The sequence below is a fragment of the Ectothiorhodospira sp. PHS-1 genome, assembly GCF_000225005.1.
GTDB lineage: Bacteria > Pseudomonadota > Gammaproteobacteria > Ectothiorhodospirales > Ectothiorhodospiraceae > Ectothiorhodospira.
Genome location: NZ_AGBG01000006.1, coordinates 33,256 through 49,975 on the forward strand (window position 1 = coordinate 33,256; position 16,720 = coordinate 49,975).

The 16,720-nt window shown below is 65.0% G+C and carries 19 protein-coding genes; 12 read left to right on the forward strand and 7 right to left on the reverse strand.

Going from position 1 to position 16,720, the window contains the following annotated elements:
* Positions 1 to 37: 37 nt before the first annotated feature.
* The 4 genes from ECTPHS_RS03830 to ECTPHS_RS03845 form a co-directional block, all read right to left on the reverse strand.
* Positions 38 to 2,107, reverse strand: coding sequence for a methyl-accepting chemotaxis protein (locus ECTPHS_RS03830; protein ID WP_040405061.1), 2,070 nt, complete (start codon positions 2,105 to 2,107; stop codon positions 38 to 40).
* Between the two features lie 64 nt (positions 2,108 to 2,171).
* Complete coding sequence (locus tag ECTPHS_RS03835) at positions 2,172 to 2,720, reverse strand: chemotaxis protein CheW (protein WP_246828305.1); 549 nt, start codon at positions 2,718 to 2,720, stop codon at positions 2,172 to 2,174.
* A 10-nt stretch (positions 2,721 to 2,730) separates the two neighbouring features.
* Positions 2,731 to 3,093 (reverse strand): PleD family two-component system response regulator, encoded by a 363-nt coding sequence (locus ECTPHS_RS03840; RefSeq protein ID WP_008931371.1) that lies wholly within the window; start codon positions 3,091 to 3,093, stop codon positions 2,731 to 2,733.
* Positions 3,094 to 3,161: 68 nt separating this feature from the next.
* Positions 3,162 to 3,518, reverse strand: a complete 357-nt coding sequence (locus tag ECTPHS_RS03845; protein ID WP_050814207.1) for a response regulator — start codon at positions 3,516 to 3,518, stop codon at positions 3,162 to 3,164.
* Positions 3,519 to 3,767: 249 nt separating this feature from the next.
* On the opposite strand from ECTPHS_RS03845, the gene gshB reads away from it, so the two are divergent.
* The 11 genes from gshB to ECTPHS_RS03900 all read left to right on the forward strand — a co-directional run bounded on the left by gshB (position 3,768) and on the right by ECTPHS_RS03900 (position 12,394).
* Complete coding sequence (gene gshB, locus ECTPHS_RS03850; RefSeq protein WP_008931373.1) at positions 3,768 to 4,733, forward strand: glutathione synthase; 966 nt, start codon at positions 3,768 to 3,770, stop codon at positions 4,731 to 4,733.
* Positions 4,730 to 5,791 (forward strand): FAD:protein FMN transferase, encoded by a 1,062-nt coding sequence (locus ECTPHS_RS03855; RefSeq protein WP_246828306.1) that lies wholly within the window; start codon positions 4,730 to 4,732, stop codon positions 5,789 to 5,791. The genes gshB and ECTPHS_RS03855 overlap by 4 nt, the downstream gene beginning before the upstream one ends.
* Entirely contained in the window at positions 5,788 to 6,150 is a 363-nt protein-coding gene (locus ECTPHS_RS03860) for a NusG domain II-containing protein (protein ID WP_008931375.1), read from the forward strand. The genes ECTPHS_RS03855 and ECTPHS_RS03860 overlap by 4 nt, the downstream gene beginning before the upstream one ends.
* The gene (locus ECTPHS_RS03865) at positions 6,150 to 6,659 is read left to right on the forward strand and encodes a Gx transporter family protein (RefSeq protein WP_008931376.1); all 510 of its coding nucleotides are present in this window, start codon (positions 6,150 to 6,152) and stop codon (positions 6,657 to 6,659) included. Before ECTPHS_RS03860 ends, ECTPHS_RS03865 begins: the two co-directional genes overlap by 1 nt.
* A 5-nt stretch (positions 6,660 to 6,664) precedes the next feature.
* Complete coding sequence (locus ECTPHS_RS03870; protein ID WP_040405064.1) at positions 6,665 to 7,543, forward strand: energy transducer TonB; 879 nt, start codon at positions 6,665 to 6,667, stop codon at positions 7,541 to 7,543.
* 106 nt (positions 7,544 to 7,649) lie between these two features.
* On the forward strand, positions 7,650 to 8,207 hold the full coding sequence (locus tag ECTPHS_RS03875) for a YqgE/AlgH family protein (protein ID WP_008931378.1): 558 nt from the start codon (positions 7,650 to 7,652) through the stop codon (positions 8,205 to 8,207).
* The gene (gene ruvX, locus ECTPHS_RS03880) at positions 8,200 to 8,679 is read left to right on the forward strand and encodes a Holliday junction resolvase RuvX (RefSeq protein ID WP_008931379.1); all 480 of its coding nucleotides are present in this window, start codon (positions 8,200 to 8,202) and stop codon (positions 8,677 to 8,679) included. The genes ECTPHS_RS03875 and ruvX overlap by 8 nt, the downstream gene beginning before the upstream one ends.
* Positions 8,676 to 9,185, forward strand: coding sequence for a bifunctional pyr operon transcriptional regulator/uracil phosphoribosyltransferase PyrR (pyrR, locus tag ECTPHS_RS03885; RefSeq protein WP_008931380.1), 510 nt, complete (start codon positions 8,676 to 8,678; stop codon positions 9,183 to 9,185). The genes ruvX and pyrR overlap by 4 nt, the downstream gene beginning before the upstream one ends.
* Positions 9,182 to 10,204 carry an aspartate carbamoyltransferase catalytic subunit gene (locus tag ECTPHS_RS03890; RefSeq protein WP_008931381.1) on the forward strand — a complete coding sequence of 341 codons (1,023 nt, stop codon included), beginning with the start codon at positions 9,182 to 9,184 and terminating at the stop codon, positions 10,202 to 10,204. The genes pyrR and ECTPHS_RS03890 overlap by 4 nt, the downstream gene beginning before the upstream one ends.
* Positions 10,201 to 11,493 (forward strand): dihydroorotase, encoded by a 1,293-nt coding sequence (locus ECTPHS_RS03895; protein WP_008931382.1) that lies wholly within the window; start codon positions 10,201 to 10,203, stop codon positions 11,491 to 11,493. Before ECTPHS_RS03890 ends, ECTPHS_RS03895 begins: the two co-directional genes overlap by 4 nt.
* 25 nt (positions 11,494 to 11,518) lie before the next feature.
* Positions 11,519 to 12,394 carry a dihydroorotate dehydrogenase electron transfer subunit gene (locus ECTPHS_RS03900; RefSeq protein ID WP_008931383.1) on the forward strand — a complete coding sequence of 292 codons (876 nt, stop codon included), beginning with the start codon at positions 11,519 to 11,521 and terminating at the stop codon, positions 12,392 to 12,394.
* Positions 12,395 to 12,421: 27 nt separating this feature from the next.
* Here the strand turns inward: ECTPHS_RS03900 and ECTPHS_RS03905 are convergent, their stop codons facing one another.
* From ECTPHS_RS03905 to ECTPHS_RS03915, 3 genes are read right to left on the reverse strand one after another with little or no spacing between them, the layout of a single operon-like run.
* On the reverse strand, positions 12,422 to 13,618 hold the full coding sequence (locus tag ECTPHS_RS03905; RefSeq protein WP_008931384.1) for a PilT/PilU family type 4a pilus ATPase: 1,197 nt from the start codon (positions 13,616 to 13,618) through the stop codon (positions 12,422 to 12,424).
* 17 nt (positions 13,619 to 13,635) lie between these two features.
* Positions 13,636 to 14,802: a PilT/PilU family type 4a pilus ATPase gene (locus ECTPHS_RS03910; RefSeq protein ID WP_008931385.1), complete on the reverse strand. Its 1,167-nt coding sequence runs from the start codon at positions 14,800 to 14,802 to the stop codon at positions 13,636 to 13,638.
* A gap of 46 nt (positions 14,803 to 14,848) precedes the next feature.
* Positions 14,849 to 15,883, reverse strand: a complete 1,035-nt coding sequence (locus ECTPHS_RS03915) for a type IV pilus twitching motility protein PilT (RefSeq protein ID WP_008931386.1) — start codon at positions 15,881 to 15,883, stop codon at positions 14,849 to 14,851.
* 130 nt (positions 15,884 to 16,013) lie between these two features.
* On the opposite strand from ECTPHS_RS03915, the gene ECTPHS_RS03920 reads away from it, so the two are divergent.
* On the forward strand, positions 16,014 to 16,700 hold the full coding sequence (locus tag ECTPHS_RS03920; protein ID WP_008931387.1) for a YggS family pyridoxal phosphate-dependent enzyme: 687 nt from the start codon (positions 16,014 to 16,016) through the stop codon (positions 16,698 to 16,700).
* Positions 16,701 to 16,720 lie beyond the last annotated feature (20 nt).

Sequence of the window (16,720 nt, forward strand, 5' to 3'; positions counted from 1 at the left end):
ATCATTTTGCGGGCCTATGCCGATCCAGACCTCAAGTTCAGGACTTGCCGGAGGCGGCGGTATCCGTCGGCTCAAGCACCACCGTTTCCAGCTGTTCGGACTGCGGCAGCTTGAAACCGGAGACCGACTTGCGCAATTCCGAGGCCAGATTGGCCAGATTGCCGATGGAGACCGCCGTCTCGTTGGTGCCGTCGGAGGTCTGCATGGTGATTTCCTGGATGACCGTCATGGTATTGGAGATGTTCTGGGCCGCTTCGGCCTGCTGACGGGCGGCCTTGGAAATGGTGGCGATCAGTTCCGCCAGCTGATGGGACACCCCTTCAATTTCAGCCAGGGCATCGCCGGCATCAAAGGCCAGCTTGGCGCCGCTGACGACGTTGGCGGTGGAATGTTCCATGGAAATGACCGCCTCGTTGGTATCGGCCTGAATGGCCTTGACCAGGGCCTCGATCTGCCTGGAGGCATTGGAGGAACGCTCGGCAAGCCGCTGAACCTCGTCCGCCACCACCGCAAAGCCGCGTCCCGCCTCGCCGGCGGAAGAGGCCTGGATGGCGGCATTGAGGGCCAGGATATTGGTCTGGTCGGCGATGTCGGTGATCAGACTCACGATATCTCCGATCTCCTGGGAGGACTCACCCAGCCGCTTGATGCGCTTGGAGGTCTCCTGAATCTGCTCACGGATGGTGTCCATGCCATCGATGGTCTTGCGCACCGTCAGGGCGCCCTTGGAGGCAATGGCCACGGACTTCTTCGCCACGTCGGCGGAGGATTCCGCGGAGCGGGAAACCTGCTCGATGGAGTCGGCCATGTCGGTAATGGCGCCGGAGGCAGAGGCGATCTCGCGGGCCTGGAGATTGGAGGCATCCGCCAGACGCAGCGCGGTGGCCTGGGTCTTGACGGCGGAGCCGGAGACCTGCATGGCGGTCTGGTTGACTGTGGTCACCAGACTGCGCAGGGCGTCGATGGCATAGTTGACCGAGTCGGCAATGGCACCGGTGATGTCTTCGGTGACCGTGGCGTGGACCGTCAGATCCCCTTCCGCCAGGTTGGTCATCTCGTCCAGAAGACGCAGAATGGCTCGCTGGTTACGCCGGTTCTGCTCCGTGGTCACCGCCAAGCGGCGCTGGGCGTCCTGGTAGAACAGGTAGGCCAACAGGGCCAGCACCAGCACGGTAGCCAGGGCGAACAGATAGCCGGCATACATCCAGAGACTGCCGCTTCTGGCCCGTTGGTCCAGATCCTGCTGCAATGCCGCAACGGCATTGAGCAGGACGGGTGACTGCTCCTGGATGCGCCGGGAGGCTTCGGCCACCTGAGCCAATCGGGCCGTCTGAGCCAGCAGGGCCTCCACGTCGGGACGCAGGCCACTGAAGATAGTAGCAATCTCCTGTCTCAGATCCTGCGCGTCGGCCGGTAGACCGGCCCCGGCCTGAAGCCGGCCAAGTCCGGTCTGGAAATCGGCGGCACTGCGCTCCAGGTGGCCGGCAGCCGCGGCCAGATCGTCACCACCGGCCAGGATACGGGTTAGATCCCGCTCCATGCGCTGGGTCAGGATCGCCTGCCGCGAAGCCAGATGGACCAGTCGTGCATCGCTCCCCGACTCCACCAGACGGTCGGCCAGGGCATCGGCGCGGAGCTGCAACCGGGGCAGTCCCTGCGCCAGGGCGGCGGCATGGGTGGTGACGGCGGCAATGACGGTTTCATTATCCACCAGGACGTTGACATGGCGCCGATGGATGCCCCAGGCAGATTCGGTGTTCTGCAGCGCATCGGCCACGGCCTCCGGCGCCGGTGGCAATCCCCGTCCGGAATCTCCCTCGCGCAAGTAGGTCAAGCCCAGATCCAGTCGATCCCGCAGCCGGCGCAGTTCCACAAACACCGCCGGCTGGCCCGTCACCGCATCCCGCGACAACGCCGCCAGTCGCTGAGACATCAGTCGTTGTTCGGAGGCCAGGGCGGCATGCTCGCGGCTGTTGCCCACCTGCCCCGTATGCAGCACGAAAGCCATCACGGTCAGCAGCATCAGGACGACCAGCAGGCCGGCAAGCAACAGCATCCCCCGGCTGATTCCCAGCCGGCCTGTCGCGTCACTTGAAGACGATTTCATCAGATTGATTCCTCGACCCAATTGCACCGCGGAAGACGGCTCAACACCTGCATGTGTCCGCGACTCACGCGGAGATGTTCATGAAATCCGGATCATCCACCAGTTTCCAGGGACTGAACACGGCCAGATGCTCGGCACCTCGCCGGCATGCCCCTACCAGATAAGGCCTGAACGGCTCGTCCATCGGCGGCAGATCCTCCGTGCGCTCCTGTTTCCAGTAATGCTTCATTCCCAGCACCGCCTCCACCATCAGACCGGCATATACGCCCTGATGGCTCATCACCAACAGACGGCGGCGGCGCGTCTCGCCGGCCAGATTCTCGCCGAACAGGAAACCGTGCAGATCCATCACGGGCAGCAGATTGCCGCGCATGTTGGCGATACCCAGTGCCCAGTGCTTGACGCCCGGCACGCGGGTACAGGCAGGCGGGGTCACGATTTCCGTCACCTGATCCATGGGCGCCAGCAACAACCGGCCATGCAGCTGGAACATGACGCCTTTCCATGCACCGCGCAGCTCGTCCTGGATCGGAAACTGCCCCCCCAGGGAACGCCCCTTGCGCTCCACTTCGAGCAGGTAGGAGAACGGGTCCGTCATCGCGTTCGTGATCACGCCGCCCCCTTCAGGACAGAATTTCCTTGAGGCTTTTGATCAATTCCTTCTCGCGTACCGGCTTGACGATATAGTCCCGGGCCCCTTGCCGCATGGCCCAGACCTTGTCGGTTTCCTGATCCTTGGTGGTCACCATGACGATGGGAATATCGGCGGTGAGCGGATCCTGGGAAAGCTGGCGGGTGGCCTGGAATCCGTTCAGGCCCGGCATGACCACATCCATCAGCACCAGGTCGGGCTTGATCTCCCGGGCGCGGGACATGCCCTCCTCGCCGGAAGAGGCCGTGACCACCGTGTAGCCATGCTTCGTCAGCATGGTGCTGATCACATGAAGTTCGGTGGGGGAGTCATCGACCACCAGGATGCGCGTCATGACAACATCTCCGAATTGAAAATCCCGCCCCGGATCACGTCCCTCGGGGCTTGTACATGCATGAACCGTTACTGTTTCCGGACGTGCTGGCGAATGGCGCCCAGCAGATCATCCCGGGTGAAGGGTTTGGTCAGGTACTGCTCCGAACCCACGATCCGGCCCCGGGCCTTGTCGAAGATGCTGTCCTTGCTCGACAGCATGATGACGGGCGTCTGCCGAAATACCCGGTTATGCTTGATCAGTGCGCAGGTCTGATAGCCGTCCAGACGGGGCATCATGATATCCACGAAAATGATGTCCGGTTTGTGCTCGGCAATCTTGGCCAGGGCCTCGAAACCATCCGTGGCGGTCACCACCTCGCAGCCGTGTTTCTTCAGCAGCGTCTCGGCGGTGCGACGGATGGTCTTGCTGTCGTCGATCACCATAACCTTGAGGCCGGAAAGATCCTCTTGGCCGGCATTGTCATCCTGGGTGTATTCGTTCACACCGCCCCCGATACATCATATTGTTTGCAGACAGGGTCTCGAATTTACTCCATGGTCTGAAGGGTATCAAACAAAACTGCCGGCATGGATCACGACGCCAGGTGATGAGAAATCCCGCCCAGTCATTTATCTTGTGCGCATGTCGAACGAATTGCACCCACTCTCCCCCAGATCGTGCGAGGTTGCCCGATGAACGGCACTCAGGTCCGCCTGGGCGTGGTCATGGACCCCATCCAGACCATCCAGGTCAAGAAGGACTCCACCCTGGCCATGCTGCTGGCCGCCCAGGCAAGGGGCTGGCAACTGCACTATATGGAGCAGCAGGACCTGTGGCTGACCGATGGCCGGGTCCATGCTGCCTCCCGCCCGCTGACGGTCAGGGACGACCCTCGCCGCTGGTTCGAACTGGGCAGTCCCGAAGAACATCCCCTGGCAACACTGGACGTGGTGCTGATGCGCAAGGATCCCCCGTTCGACATGGAGTATGTCTACAGCACCTATCTGCTGGAACTGGCGGCTGCCGAGGGTTGCCTGGTGGTGAACCGACCCGCCAGCCTGAGGGATGCCAACGAAAAGCTCTATACCGCCTGGTTTCCCCAGTGCTGCCCCCCCAGCCTGGTCACCCGCAACCCGGCCCGCATTCGCGACTTCATGGCCCGGCAGGGCGAGATCGTGGTCAAGCCCCTGGACGGCATGGGTGGGGCATCGGTATTCCGCCTGGTCCCCGGCGACACCAACATCGGGGTGATCCTGGAAACCGTCACCGACCATGGGCGTCGCAGCGTCATGGCCCAGCGTTTCCTGCCCGAATATCGCCAGGGCGACAAGCGCATCCTGCTGGTGGACGGCGAGCCCGTCCCCTATGCCCTGGCCCGCATCCCGGCGGAAGGCGAGGGGCGTGCCAATCTGGCCGCCGGCGGCCGGGGCGAAGGGGTGCCGCTGACCGAGCGGGACCGCTGGATCTGCAGCCAGGTGGGGCCGACCCTCAGGGAAAAGGGGCTGATGTTCGTGGGTCTGGACGTGATCGGCGATCATCTCACGGAGATCAACGTCACCAGCCCCACCTGCATCCGGGAACTGGATGCCCAGTTCGGACTCGATATCGGTGGCCAACTGATGGACGCCATCGCCGGCCACCTGGGGGCCCGTACATGAGCCCTCGTCACGCACTGTCAGCCGGCATGCACGGCCTCCGGGCACTGGCGATCCTGGGCCTGATCCTGCTGCTCGGCGCCTGCGAGCGTCCGGAGATCCATCGGGACCGATTCATTGCCTTCGGCACCCTGGTGGAACTGAACATCTATACATCGGACCGGGATCTGGCTGCCCGGGCCGCTGAGTCGGTTCGGGCCGACCTGGAGTACATGCACCGGGCCTGGCATGCCTGGGAACCCGGCCCCATGGGCCGGACCAATGAACTGCTGGCCACCGGCCTGCCGTTTTCCGCCAACCCCTCCGTCCTGCCCCTGATCCTGGACGCCCAGCGCCTGTATGCAGCCAGTGATGGCCTGTTCAATCCGGCCATGGGCGCCCTGTTCGCCCTCTGGGGCTTCCAGACGGACGAACCCCAGGGGCCACCCCCGGCGCCGGAACAGATCCAGGCCATCCTGGAGCAGGCGCCGAGCATGGCCGATATCGAGATCGACGGCATCCGCATGCGCAGCTACAACCCGGCGGTACGGCTGGACCTGGGCGCCTACGCCAAGGGCTACGGCATCCATCAGGCCATGGAACACTTGCGCGGGATGGGCGTGGAAAACGCCATTCTCAATGCCGGCGGCGACCTGCGGGCCATCGGCCGTCCGGGTAACCGCCCCTGGCGCATCGGTGTCCGCGCCCCGGACGGACAGGGCGTACTGGCCTCCATCGAGACCCGGGGAGACGAGGCGATCTTCACTTCAGGAGATTACGAGCGCTACTACCTCCACGAGGGGGAGCGCTACCACCACATTCTGGACCCCCGCAGCGGACAGCCGGCCCGCGGCACCCATTCCGTGACCGTCATCCATGACAATGCCGCCGAGGCCGATGTCGCCAGCACCGCCCTGTTCATTGCCGGCCCCGGGGACTGGCCCCGGATCGCCGCGCAACTGGGCGTCGACAAGGTGATGCTGATCGATCACGCCGGCATCGCCCACCTGACGCCAGCCATGGAGAAGCGGGTGAAATTCGAAGGGACGCCGCCGGAGATCCGCGTCACTCCGCTGCCATGATGACCCGCGCCGATGCCTTCGTGATCCTGATGGCCGTCCTGCTGGTGGCGGGCAGTTATGCCTGGCTGTGGACGCCGGCCACCCCCGCCACCCAGGTGCGGGTGGTGGCCGGCGACCGGGAAATCGCCCGCCTGCCCCTGGATCAGCCCCGACAGCTGGAAGTCTCCGGACCCGCCGGCATCACCGTGGTGGAAATCCGGGACGGCGCCGCCCGCTGTGCCGCCTCCCCCGGCTCCCAGGGCATCTGCCAGCAGGCCGGCTGGCTGCGCCAGGCCGGCGACATGGCCGTGAGCCTGCCCAACCGGGTCATCATCGAGGTACTGGGAGACGAGTGGGTGTTCGACAGCGTGAATTATTGATGCAGCTGCCGACCACCCGGGAAGATCATCGCATTGCCTGGCTGGCCGCACTGGCCATCGCCGTGTACATCCTGGAGGCCGCGATTCCAAGCCCCCTGCCCGGCGTCAAGCCGGGGCTGGCCAACGTCATCACGGTGCTGGTGCTGATGCTGTTCGGCTGGCGCATGGCGGTCTGGGTCACCCTGCTGCGGGTACTGGCGGGCAGCCTGGTGATCGGCACTTTCCTCAGCCCCACCTTCCTGCTCAGTGCCGCCGGCGCCGGATGCAGCCTGGCCGTGCTGGGCCTGGCCCATCGCCTGGCGGGCGCCCGGCTCAGCCCCCTGGGCCTGTGCGTGCTGGCGGCGCTGGCCCACATGACGGGGCAGTTCCTGCTGGCCTGGTGGTTGTTCATCCCCCACCCGGCCCTGCTCAAGCTGCTGCCGGTGCTGCTGAGCTTTTCCCTGGTGTTCGGCCTGGTGAGCGGTACAATAGCCGCCATGATGTACCAGCAGGTGTCCCGATCCCCGTGAACGCCATGACGGCCAACGCCGCCCCCATCACCGCCACCGACCGACTGGGCCTGGCCCTGTTCGTGGCTGCCGCCCTCCACGGCATCCTGATCTTCGGTCTGGGGTTCCAGTTTTCCCCCGGTCAGCCCCAGGTCCACAGCCCCGCCGTGGATGTGGTCCTGGTCCGGACCCGGTCGGAGACACCACCGGATACGGCGGAACTGCTGGCCCAGGCGGATCAGCAGGCCAGCGGCAGGGAAGATCCCGAAGGCCGCCCCGGTAGCCCGGTCACCGCGCCCCTCCCCCTGCCCACCGACGGCCTGGCCCAGGAGCAAACGCAGGCGTCCGCACCCGATCCGCTACCCTCGGAACAAACCGAGGTGATCATGACACCCGCCCCCCAGGCCCCGCCGCAGCCCGAACAGATCACGCAAGCCCCCATGCCCGAACAGCCCCTGAGTGCGCGGGAGCTGATGGAACGCAGCCTGGAGATGGCCCGGCTCAGCTCGGAACTGACCGAACGGGACCGCTACCAGGCCCCGCGTGCCCGCACCCACTATGTGGACGCCCTCAGCGCCAAGTCGGCGGTGGAGGCCGCCTATGTGGATGCCTGGGTACGCAAGGTGGAGCAGGTCGGCAATCTCAACTACCCGGACGAGGCCCGCCGTCAGCGCCTCAACGGCTCCCTGGTGCTGAGTGTCCTCATCGACCAGGAAGGCCGGGTCCTGAGCATCGAGGTCGGCGCCAGTTCCGGTGAACGGGTCCTGGATGACGCCGCCCGCCGCATCGTGGAACTGGCCGGCCCCTACGCCCCCTTCCCCGCCGAGATGCGCAGGGCCTACGACCAGCTGATGATCACACGCACCTGGGTATTCCAGGGCAACCAGGGGGTCAGAACCCGCTAAGGCAAGGCAACCGGCGAGGTGCGGCCCCCGTCGTCACCGGTGACGCTACGACGGAACGGGGGGACAGTGTACACTAGGTGACGTACTCAGCCGCGACACCCGACTCATGCGTAGCGCGAACTTCACAGACCAGTTCCTGATCGCCATGCCCACCCTGGCGGACCCCAATTTCCATCATGCCGTCACCTACCTGTGCGAGCATACGGACGAGGGGGCCATGGGTATCGTCATCAACCATCCCACGGATCTCACCCTGGAGATGGTGCTGGACCACATGGGTATCAGTCCCAAGGTGCCCACCGACCGGATTCCGGTCTATAACGGCGGCCCGGTACAGCCGGACCGGGGCTTCATCCTGCATCCGGCCGACCGCCTGTGGACCTCCACCATGCAGGTCAGCGAACACATCGCCGTCACCACCTCCCGGGACATCCTGGAAGCCATGGCCGAGGGCAGCGGTCCCGACGCCTACCTGATCGCCCTGGGCTATGCCGGCTGGGGTCCGGGACAGCTGGAACAGGAGATCGGCGACAACGCCTGGCTCACCTGCCAGGCGGATGCGGACATCCTGTTCCGGCAGCCGGTGGAAAAACGCTGGCAGGCCGCCGCCGGCCAGTTGGGGGTGGACCTGTCCCTCATGAGCGGCCAGGCAGGTCATGCCTGATACCCGCGCCCGGCGTAGCAAAAGGGAGCAGGACATCGGCATACCGGACACGATCCTGGCCCTGGACTACGGGGAAAGGCGCATCGGCGTGGCTGTGGGCAACGGCATCACCCGCACCAGCACCCCCCTGGAGACCCTGACCGCCGGCAACGGCATCCCCGACTGGCAACGTCTGGACGCCCTGATTCAGGAATGGCGGCCGGGCCTGCTGGTGGTGGGCCTGCCCGGCACCCCGGACGGCAGCGAGCACCCCCTGGCACGCCGCATCCAGGCGTTCCGGGATCGCCTGCATGCCCGCTACGCCCTGCCGATCCGGCAGGTGGACGAACAGTTCAGCTCCGCCGAGGCGGAGTCCTATCTCAAGTCCCGACGCCGGGAAGGTCGGCGCGGGCGCATTCGCAAGGAAGACATCGACGCCATCGCGGCGGCCGTCTTTCTGGAACACTGGCTTGCCCAAGAGACCGCCTCATGACCGAACCTGTCAGCACCCTTCTGGACCGCATGGCCGAGGCCCTGCGTCGCCACCTGTCGGAGCAGCGCATCACCGACCCCGCCCTGGTGGGTATCCATACCGGCGGGGTCTGGGTGGCCGAGCAGCTGCACCGACGCCTGGGTCTGAACGAGCCCCTGGGCAAACTGGATATCTCCTTCTACCGGGATGACTTCAGCCGCATGGGCATGCATCCCCAGGTGCGTCCCTCCTCCCTGCCCTTCGCCGTGGATGACCGCCACATCCTGCTGGTGGACGATGTGCTGTTCACCGGCCGCACCATCCGCGCCGCCATGAACGAACTGTTCGACTACGGCCGTCCGGCCTCGGTGATGCTGGCCGTGCTGGTGGAGCGGGACGGGCGGGAGCTGCCGATCCAGGCCCAGGTGGTGGGCCAGCATCTCAAACTTCGAAGCGACGAGCAGGTCAAGCTGCGGGGACCCGATCCCCTGCGTCTGGACATCGTCAAACTGGAACCCGCGTCATGATCGATCAGGATAGCCCGGCCAGATCCCGGCTCGCCGCCGGTCCCCTGCCCCCCTCCCTGCAGTTCAATGCCCAGGGACGGCTACGGCATCTGCTCACCATCGAGGGACTCTCCGGTGCCCTGATCACCGAGATCCTGGACACCGCCGAGTCCTTTGCCGGCATGAATGCCCAGGCGGTAAAGAAGGTGCCCCTGCTGCGTGGCAAGACGGTGATGAACCTGTTCTTCGAGGCCAGCACCCGGACCCGCACCACCTTCGAACTGGCGGCCAAGCGTCTGTCGGCGGACGTGCTGAACATCAACATCAGCACCTCGGCCACGGTCAAGGGCGAGAGCCTGCTGGACACCCTCAGAAACCTCCAGGCCATGTATGTGGACATGTTCGTGGTGCGTCACGCGGACAGCGGCGCGGCCCACTTCATCGCCCGCCACGTGGCGCCCCATGTGAGCGTGCTCAACGCCGGCGATGGTCGCCACGCCCACCCCACCCAGGCCCTGCTGGACATGTTCACCATTCGCCGCCACAAGGGGGATTTCACCCGCCTGAAGGTGGCCATCGTGGGCGATATCCTGCATTCCCGGGTGGCCCGCTCCCAGATCCACGCCCTCAACCTGCTCAATACCGGAGAAGTCCGGGTGATCGGCCCCAAGACCCTGCTGCCCGCCTACGTGGAGGACCTGGGGGTGCATGTGTTTCACGACATCCGCGCCGGCCTCAGGGACGTGGACGTGATCATCATGCTGCGACTGCAGAAGGAACGGATGGAAAGCGGCCTGCTGCCCTCCGAGCACGAATTCTTCCAGCTCTGGGGGTTGACCGAGGAACGCCTGGCCCTGGCGGCGCCGGACTGCATCGTCATGCATCCAGGCCCCGCCAATCGCGGGGTGGAGATCGACTCCCGGGTGGCGGACGGCCCCCAGTCAGTCATTCTGGAACAGGTCAGCAACGGTATCGCCGTGCGCATGGCGGTCATGTCCACCATCATGGGCGGCAGTATGAATCAGGGGTCTGGCGCATGAAACTGCTGATCGAACAAGGCCGGGTGATCGACCCGGAAAACGGCGTGGACCAGGTCACGGACCTCTACATCCAGGGCGAGGAGATCGTCGCCCTGGGCGCCCCCCCCAGCGAGGATTACAGTCCGGACCGGCGCATCAACGCCCGCGGCCGCTGGGTGCTGCCCGGCCTGGTGGATCTGTCCGCCCGCCTGGGAGAGCCGGGGCACGAACAGAAGGCCACCATCGCCTCAGAAACCCGCGCCGCCGCCAGCGCCGGCATCACCACCCTGGCATGCCCACCGGACACCAGCCCGGTGGTGGACTCACCAGCCCAGATCGAACTGATCAACCGCCGCGCCCGTCAGGCCTGCGGCGTCCGGGTCCATGCCCTGGGCGCCCTGACGGCGGGCCTCAAGGGACAGCAGCTGTCCGACATGGCGGCCCTGAAACGGGCCGGCGCCCTGGGCATGAGCCAGGCCCTGCGGCCCATGGGCAGTCACCTGCTGCTGCGCCGAGCCCTGGAATACGCCGCCAGCCACGACATCACGGTCTATCTGCACCCCATCGACTGGTCCCTGGCGGGCCAGGGTTGTGCCCACGAAGGTGCCGTGGCGACCCGTCTGGGCCTGCCGGGCATCCCGGAAGCCGCGGAAACCGCCGCCCTGGGCGTGCTGCTGGCCCTGGCGGCCCAGACCGAAGCCCGCATCCATGTCTGCCGGCTGTCCACGGCGCGGGGAGCCGCCATGGTGACCCGGGCCATCGAGGACGGCCTGCCGGTCAGCGCCGATGTCTGCGCCCATCAGCTGTTCCTGACCGAAATGGACGTAGCGGATTTCAACAGCCTGTGTCACGTGATTCCCCCCCTGCGCACCCTGCGGGACCGGGACGGGCTGCGCAAGGCCGTGGCGGAGGGGGCCATCGAGGCGGTCTGCTCGGACCATCAACCCCATGAGGCGGACGCCAAGCTGGCCCCCTTCCCGGCCACCCTGCCAGGCATGTCCACCCTGGAGACCCTGCTGCCCCTGGTATTGCGGCTGGCGGAAGAAGGGGTGCTGCCCCTGTCCGAGGCGGTGCGTCGGGTCACCGCCGGTCCGGCCCGCATCCTGGGCCTGAAGGTGGGCGCCCTGGGTGTGGGTGCCCGGGCGGACATTGCCATCGTGGATCCGGAACGGGGGCACGCGCCAGGGCCGGACAACTGGCTCAGCGCCGGGCGCAACAGCGCCTTCTTCGGCTGGGACTTCCGGCCCCGGGTGACCCACACCCTGGTGGCGGGACGGGTGATCTTTGAATTGCAGGCCCGGCAGATCTGAGCCTGGCCTTTTTGCGGAGAAAATGATGAACAAATCCCATCGCGGCACCATCTTCGTGGAAGATGCCCCGATCCTGTCCCATACCGCCCACCCGGGTGACCAGCACATCCTGCGGGTCAAGGCCCCCCAGTGCGCCGCCCACGCCCGACCGGGCTGCTTCGCCCACCTGCAGTGCGACCCTCAGCTACCCATGCGCCGCCCCCTGTCCATCATGCGGGTGGACCCTCATGAGGGGTGGGTGGAATTTCTCTACAAGGCGGTGGGCAAGGGAACGCGCCTGCTGGCCCGACGCCAGGTGGGCGAGAAGATCAGCCTGATGGGCCCCATCGGCAAGCCCTTCACCCTGCCCCACGGGGACCGCCCCCGCGCCCTGCTGCTGGGCGGTGGCGTGGGTATCCCGCCCATGGTGTTCCTGGCGGATGCCATGCGCAGGGATCCGGTGAGCGAGCCGTTCGTCATCATGGGATCGGAAGTGCCCTTTCCCTTCAAGGCCTCGCCCTCCCGTATCCTGGTGCCGGGCATGCCGGACGGGGTGATTGCCGCCATGCCCCTGCTGGATGACTGGGGGGTGCCATCCCGGCTCACCAGTCTGGCGGGCTTTCCCGGTTGCCATGAGGGCTATGTGACCGATCTTGCCCGTCATTGGCTGGACGCCCTGTCACCGGAACAGCGGCGCCAGGTCCAGGTCTATGCCTGCGGCCCCCATGCCATGCTGGAAGCCTGCGCTACCCTGGCCCGGGAGTACCATCTGCCCTGCCAGGTCTCCCTGGAAGAGTACATGGCTTGCGCCGTGGGCGGCTGTGCCGGCTGCGTGGTCAAGGTGCAGACGGATCAGGGCAGCAGCATGAAACGGGTTTGTGTGGACGGGCCGGTCTTCGAGGCGGAATCCGTGTTCGGCTGAGCGGGGCCGGTCGCTGCCCGTTGCCCGCTATTCCTTGATCCTGGTTTCGGACAATGGCCGCAGGGTTTCTTCAAAACCCTTGCGGCCGTCATTCCTGCCGCGGACGGTAGGATCGGCGTCTCCCGGCAGCAACAGGTCATCATCTTCCTTCTTGAGGCTCTTCACCCCACCGCCGAAGTGGATACGCCACTCCAGATCGCCGCGGGAGTCGGCTTTGGCCAGCGCCTCGGGCAAAGTCACCAGTCCGGCCTTGTAGAGCTCGAACAGAGACTGGTCAAAGGTCTGCATGCCCACCGAGCCCCCTTTTTCCATGACATGCTTGATGGCGTTGATCTCTCCCTTGCGGATGAGTTCGGCGATGTAGGGGGTGTTGACCAGCACCTCCACCGCCGGCAGCCGGTTGCCGTCCTTGCCCACCAGCAGACGCTGGGACACGATACCCCGCAGATTGAGGGACAGATCCATCAGGATCTGCTGCTTGGACTCCGGCGGGAAGAAGTTGATGATGCGATCCAGGGCCTGGTTGGCGTTCACGGCGTGCAGGGTGGACAGGGCCAGGTGACCGGTATCGGCATAGGCGATGGCAGCCTTCATGGTATTGAGATCCCGCACTTCGCCGATCATGATCATGTCCGGGGCCTCGCGCATGGCTTCGCGCAGCGCATTGTCATAGGACAGGGTATCCAGGCCCACTTCCCGCTGACCGATGATGGACTTCTTGTGGGTGAAGCTGTATTCGATGGGGTCCTCGATGGTCAGGATGTGACCGGAAACCATGGTGTTGCGATGATCGATCATGGAGGCCAGGGTGGTGGACTTGCCCGAGCCGGTGGCCCCCACCACCAGGATCAAGCCGTTGTCATGCATCACCAGTTCCTTGAGCACCGGCGGCAGCTTGAGCTGTTCGATGGTGGGGATCTCGCTCTTGATGAAGCGGATCACCATGGAGACCTCGCCCCGCTGCACGTAGATGTTCACACGGAACCGCCCCAGCCCTTCCAGGGAGATCCCCAGATTCATCTCCTTGTCCCGCTCGAAGGTCTCGGTCTGGCGTTCATCCATGATGTCGTAGGCCATTTCCCTGACGGCCCCCGGCTGCAGGGGCTGCCGGCTGATGGGCCGGATGTCTCCCTCGATCTTGACGCTGGCGGAGGCCCCCGTGGTGAAGAACAGGTCGGAGGCGTTCTTCTGAGCCATCAATTTCAGATAGGGTTCGATCAGCATGGTCTTTCAGGCACCGTTCATTTGAGCAGCCCAGACTCTTCCGGGGTGGCCTGCATTTCCAGCCCGCCCGTTTCATCCAGCAGGTTCTGGCTACGGGCGCGCTTGCTGTCCAGCTTGATGCGCAGACGCAGGTCATTGACGGAATCGGCGTTGCGCAGGGCGTCCTCGTAGGTGATCCTGCCGGACTCGAAGAGCTGAAACAGGGCCTGGTCGAAGGTCTGCATGCCCGCCTCGTTGGACTTGGCCATCAGCGCCTTCATCTCGTGGATCTCGCCCTTGAAGATCAGATCCGACATCAACGGGGTATTGATCATGATCTCCACCGCCGGCACTCGCCCCTTGCCGGTGGCCAGGGGGATCAGGCGCTGGGATACCACCGCCTTGAGGTTCAACGACAGATCCATCAGCAACTGCTGGCGGCGCTCTTCGGGGAAGAAGTTGATGATGCGATCCAGGGCCTGGTTGGTGCTATTGGCGTGTAGGGTGCTCAGGCACAGGTGACCGGTCTCGGCGAAGGCAATGGCATAGTCCATGGTTTCACGGTCGCGGATCTCGCCGATGAGGATCACGTCGGGGGCCTGACGCAGGGTGTTCTTGAGGGCGATCTCATAGTTTTCCGTATCCACCCCCACCTCCCGCTGGGTCACCAGACAGTTGACATGGGAGTGAACGAACTCGATGGGATCCTCGATGGTGACAATGTGCCCGTAACTGTTCTGATTGCGATAACCCACCATGGCGGCCAGGGAGGTGGACTTGCCGGAACCGGTCCCACCCACGAAAATGACCAGACCGCGCCGGGTCATGGAGATGTCCTTGAGCTGCATCGGCAGACCCAGATCGTCCAGAGACGGGATCTCCGAGGTGATCACCCTCAGCACCATGCCGGAAGAACCCCGCTGGGTGAAGGCATTCACGCGAAAGCGGGAAATCCCGGGCAGACTGATGGCGAAGTTGCACTCCTGGGTCCGTTCGAATTCCGCCGCCTGGCGGTCATTCATGATGGAACGCACCAGCACCTGAGTATGGGTCGGCGACAGCGGCTGATTGGTGATGGGGGTCATCCTGCCGTCGATCTTCATGGACGGCGGCGCACCCACGGTAATGAACAGGTCGGAGCCCTTCTTGCCCAGGAGGGTCTTGAGCAAGTCGTGCATGAAACGTATGGCCTTGTCGCGATCCATGGAACTGCACCTCGTGCGATCAATTGCAGGTGGCCGGGGCGGGTGGCTATAGGTTGTCCGGGTTGGCAGCCTTGCGGCGGGCCTCTTCCTTGCTGATCAGCCCCCGCTGCAGGAGCTCCTTGAGACTCTGGTCCAGGGTCTGCATGCCCACGCCCTGACTGGTCTGGATGGCGGAATACATCTGCGCGATCTTGTTCTCGCGAATGAGGTTGCGCACCGCCGGGGTGCCCAGCATGATCTCGTGGGCGGCACAGCGACCACCGCCGATCTTCTTCATCAGGGTCTGGGAAATGACCGCCCGCAGGGATTCGGACAACATCGCCCGCACCATGTCCTTTTCCGCTGCGGGGAAGACGTCCACGATACGGTCAATGGTCTTGGCGGCGGAGCTGGTGTGCAGGGTGCCGAAGACCAGGTGACCGGTCTCGGCCGCGGTCAAGGCCAGGCGGATGGTTTCCAGGTCCCGCATTTCTCCCACCAGAATGGTGTCCGGGTCCTCGCGCAGGGCGGAGCGCAGGGCCTCATTGAAACCCAGGGTATCCCGATGCACCTCGCGCTGGTTCACCAAACACTTCTTGGACTCGTGGACGAACTCGATGGGATCTTCCACCGTCAGGATGTGGCCGTATTCGGTCTCGTTCTTGTGATTGAGCATGGCCGCCAGGGTGGTGGACTTGCCCGAACCGGTGGGACCGGTCACCAGCACGATGCCGCGGGGATATTCGGAAATCTTCTCGAAGATCTTGGGACAGCCCAACTCTTCCAGGGTGAGGATCTTGGTGGGAATGGTACGGAAGACGGCCCCGGCACCTCGATTGTGGTTGAAGGCATTGACGCGAAAGCGGGCCAGCCCCGGAATTTCGAAGGAGAAGTCGGTTTCCAGGTGCTCCTCGAAGTCCTTGCGCTGCTTGTCGTTCATGATGTCGTACACCATGCCGTGGACGTCCTTGTGCTCCATGGCGGGCACATTGATGCGGCGAACATCGCCGTCCACACGGATCATGGGCGGCAGACCCGCGGACAGGTGCAGGTCGGAGGCACCGTTCTTGACGCTGAACGCCAGCAATTGGGTGATATCCATCCAGCCCTCCATGTAGGATTCGACGCCCCGTGCCGCACCGTATCCGCGAGGCTCGATCACGGACCCTTCGGGACCCGACAGGTGCAGTGCAACAGGTGACGCAGGTTTCAGGCGAATATAGCATAGCCCTATGAACCAGATATGCGAACGTATCCAGGCCATGCATGGCCGTATTCAGACAGCCGCCGAACGGTTCGGACGGCGCCCCGAGGACATCCGGCTGCTGGCGGTGAGCAAGACCCAGCCGGCGGAGGCAGTGGCCGCCGCCCTGGCCTGCGGACAGCAGGCCTTTGGCGAGAACTACGTCTCGGAACTGACGGACAAGGCCCGCGCCCTGGCGGACCGGGGCGTGACCTGGCATTTCATCGGCCCGATCCAGGGCAACAAGACCCGCGCCATCGCGGAAACCGCCCAGTGGGTCCACTCCGTGGATCGGGAGCGGATCGCCCGTCGCCTCAACGATCAGCGCCCCGAGTCGCTCCCGCCCCTGCAGGTCTGCATCCAGGTGAACATCAGCGGTGAAGCCACCAAATCCGGTGTCGACGAAGCGGCCCTGCTGGCCCTGGCCGAGACGGTGGCCGCCCTGCCCCGCCTGCGGCTACGCGGTCTGATGGCCATCCCCGCCCCCAGCGACGACTTCGACACCCAGCGCCGGGCATTTGCCCGCTTGCGACAGGCCCGGGAAGACCTGATACGACGTGGTCACACCCTGGACACGCTCTCCATGGGCATGAGTGACGACCTGGAGGCCGCCATTGCCGAAGGCGCCACGCTGGTGCGCGTGGGAACGGCGATCTTCGGCAGCCGTTCAGGTTAACATTGCCCCACACCCATCCC

Excerpts from the sequence above, each read along its gene's own strand:
- gshB (WP_008931373.1), top strand. The coding sequence starts at position 3,768 with ATGAACGGCACTCAGGTCCGCCTGGGCGTGGTCATGGACCCCATCCAG.
- ECTPHS_RS03875 (WP_008931378.1), top strand. The coding sequence starts at position 7,650 with ATGCGTAGCGCGAACTTCACAGACCAGTTCCTGATCGCCATGCCCACC.
- ECTPHS_RS03830 (WP_040405061.1), bottom strand. The coding sequence starts at position 2,107 with ATGAAATCGTCTTCAAGTGACGCGACAGGCCGGCTGGGAATCAGCCGG.
- ECTPHS_RS03890 (WP_008931381.1), top strand. The coding sequence starts at position 9,182 with ATGATCGATCAGGATAGCCCGGCCAGATCCCGGCTCGCCGCCGGTCCC.
- ruvX (WP_008931379.1), top strand. The coding sequence starts at position 8,200 with ATGCCTGATACCCGCGCCCGGCGTAGCAAAAGGGAGCAGGACATCGGC.
- ECTPHS_RS03905 (WP_008931384.1), bottom strand. The coding sequence starts at position 13,618 with ATGCTGATCGAACCCTATCTGAAATTGATGGCTCAGAAGAACGCCTCC.
- ECTPHS_RS03855 (WP_246828306.1), top strand. The coding sequence starts at position 4,730 with ATGAGCCCTCGTCACGCACTGTCAGCCGGCATGCACGGCCTCCGGGCA.
- ECTPHS_RS03860 (WP_008931375.1), top strand. The coding sequence starts at position 5,788 with ATGATGACCCGCGCCGATGCCTTCGTGATCCTGATGGCCGTCCTGCTG.
- ECTPHS_RS03840 (WP_008931371.1), bottom strand. The coding sequence starts at position 3,093 with ATGACGCGCATCCTGGTGGTCGATGACTCCCCCACCGAACTTCATGTG.
- ECTPHS_RS03910 (WP_008931385.1), bottom strand. The coding sequence starts at position 14,802 with ATGGATCGCGACAAGGCCATACGTTTCATGCACGACTTGCTCAAGACC.
- ECTPHS_RS03895 (WP_008931382.1), top strand. The coding sequence starts at position 10,201 with ATGAAACTGCTGATCGAACAAGGCCGGGTGATCGACCCGGAAAACGGC.
- ECTPHS_RS03920 (WP_008931387.1), top strand. The coding sequence starts at position 16,014 with ATGAACCAGATATGCGAACGTATCCAGGCCATGCATGGCCGTATTCAG.
- ECTPHS_RS03845 (WP_050814207.1), bottom strand. The coding sequence starts at position 3,518 with ATGGTGATCGACGACAGCAAGACCATCCGTCGCACCGCCGAGACGCTG.
- ECTPHS_RS03870 (WP_040405064.1), top strand. The coding sequence starts at position 6,665 with ATGACGGCCAACGCCGCCCCCATCACCGCCACCGACCGACTGGGCCTG.
- pyrR (WP_008931380.1), top strand. The coding sequence starts at position 8,676 with ATGACCGAACCTGTCAGCACCCTTCTGGACCGCATGGCCGAGGCCCTG.
- ECTPHS_RS03915 (WP_008931386.1), bottom strand. The coding sequence starts at position 15,883 with ATGGATATCACCCAATTGCTGGCGTTCAGCGTCAAGAACGGTGCCTCC.
- ECTPHS_RS03865 (WP_008931376.1), top strand. The coding sequence starts at position 6,150 with ATGCAGCTGCCGACCACCCGGGAAGATCATCGCATTGCCTGGCTGGCC.
- ECTPHS_RS03900 (WP_008931383.1), top strand. The coding sequence starts at position 11,519 with ATGAACAAATCCCATCGCGGCACCATCTTCGTGGAAGATGCCCCGATC.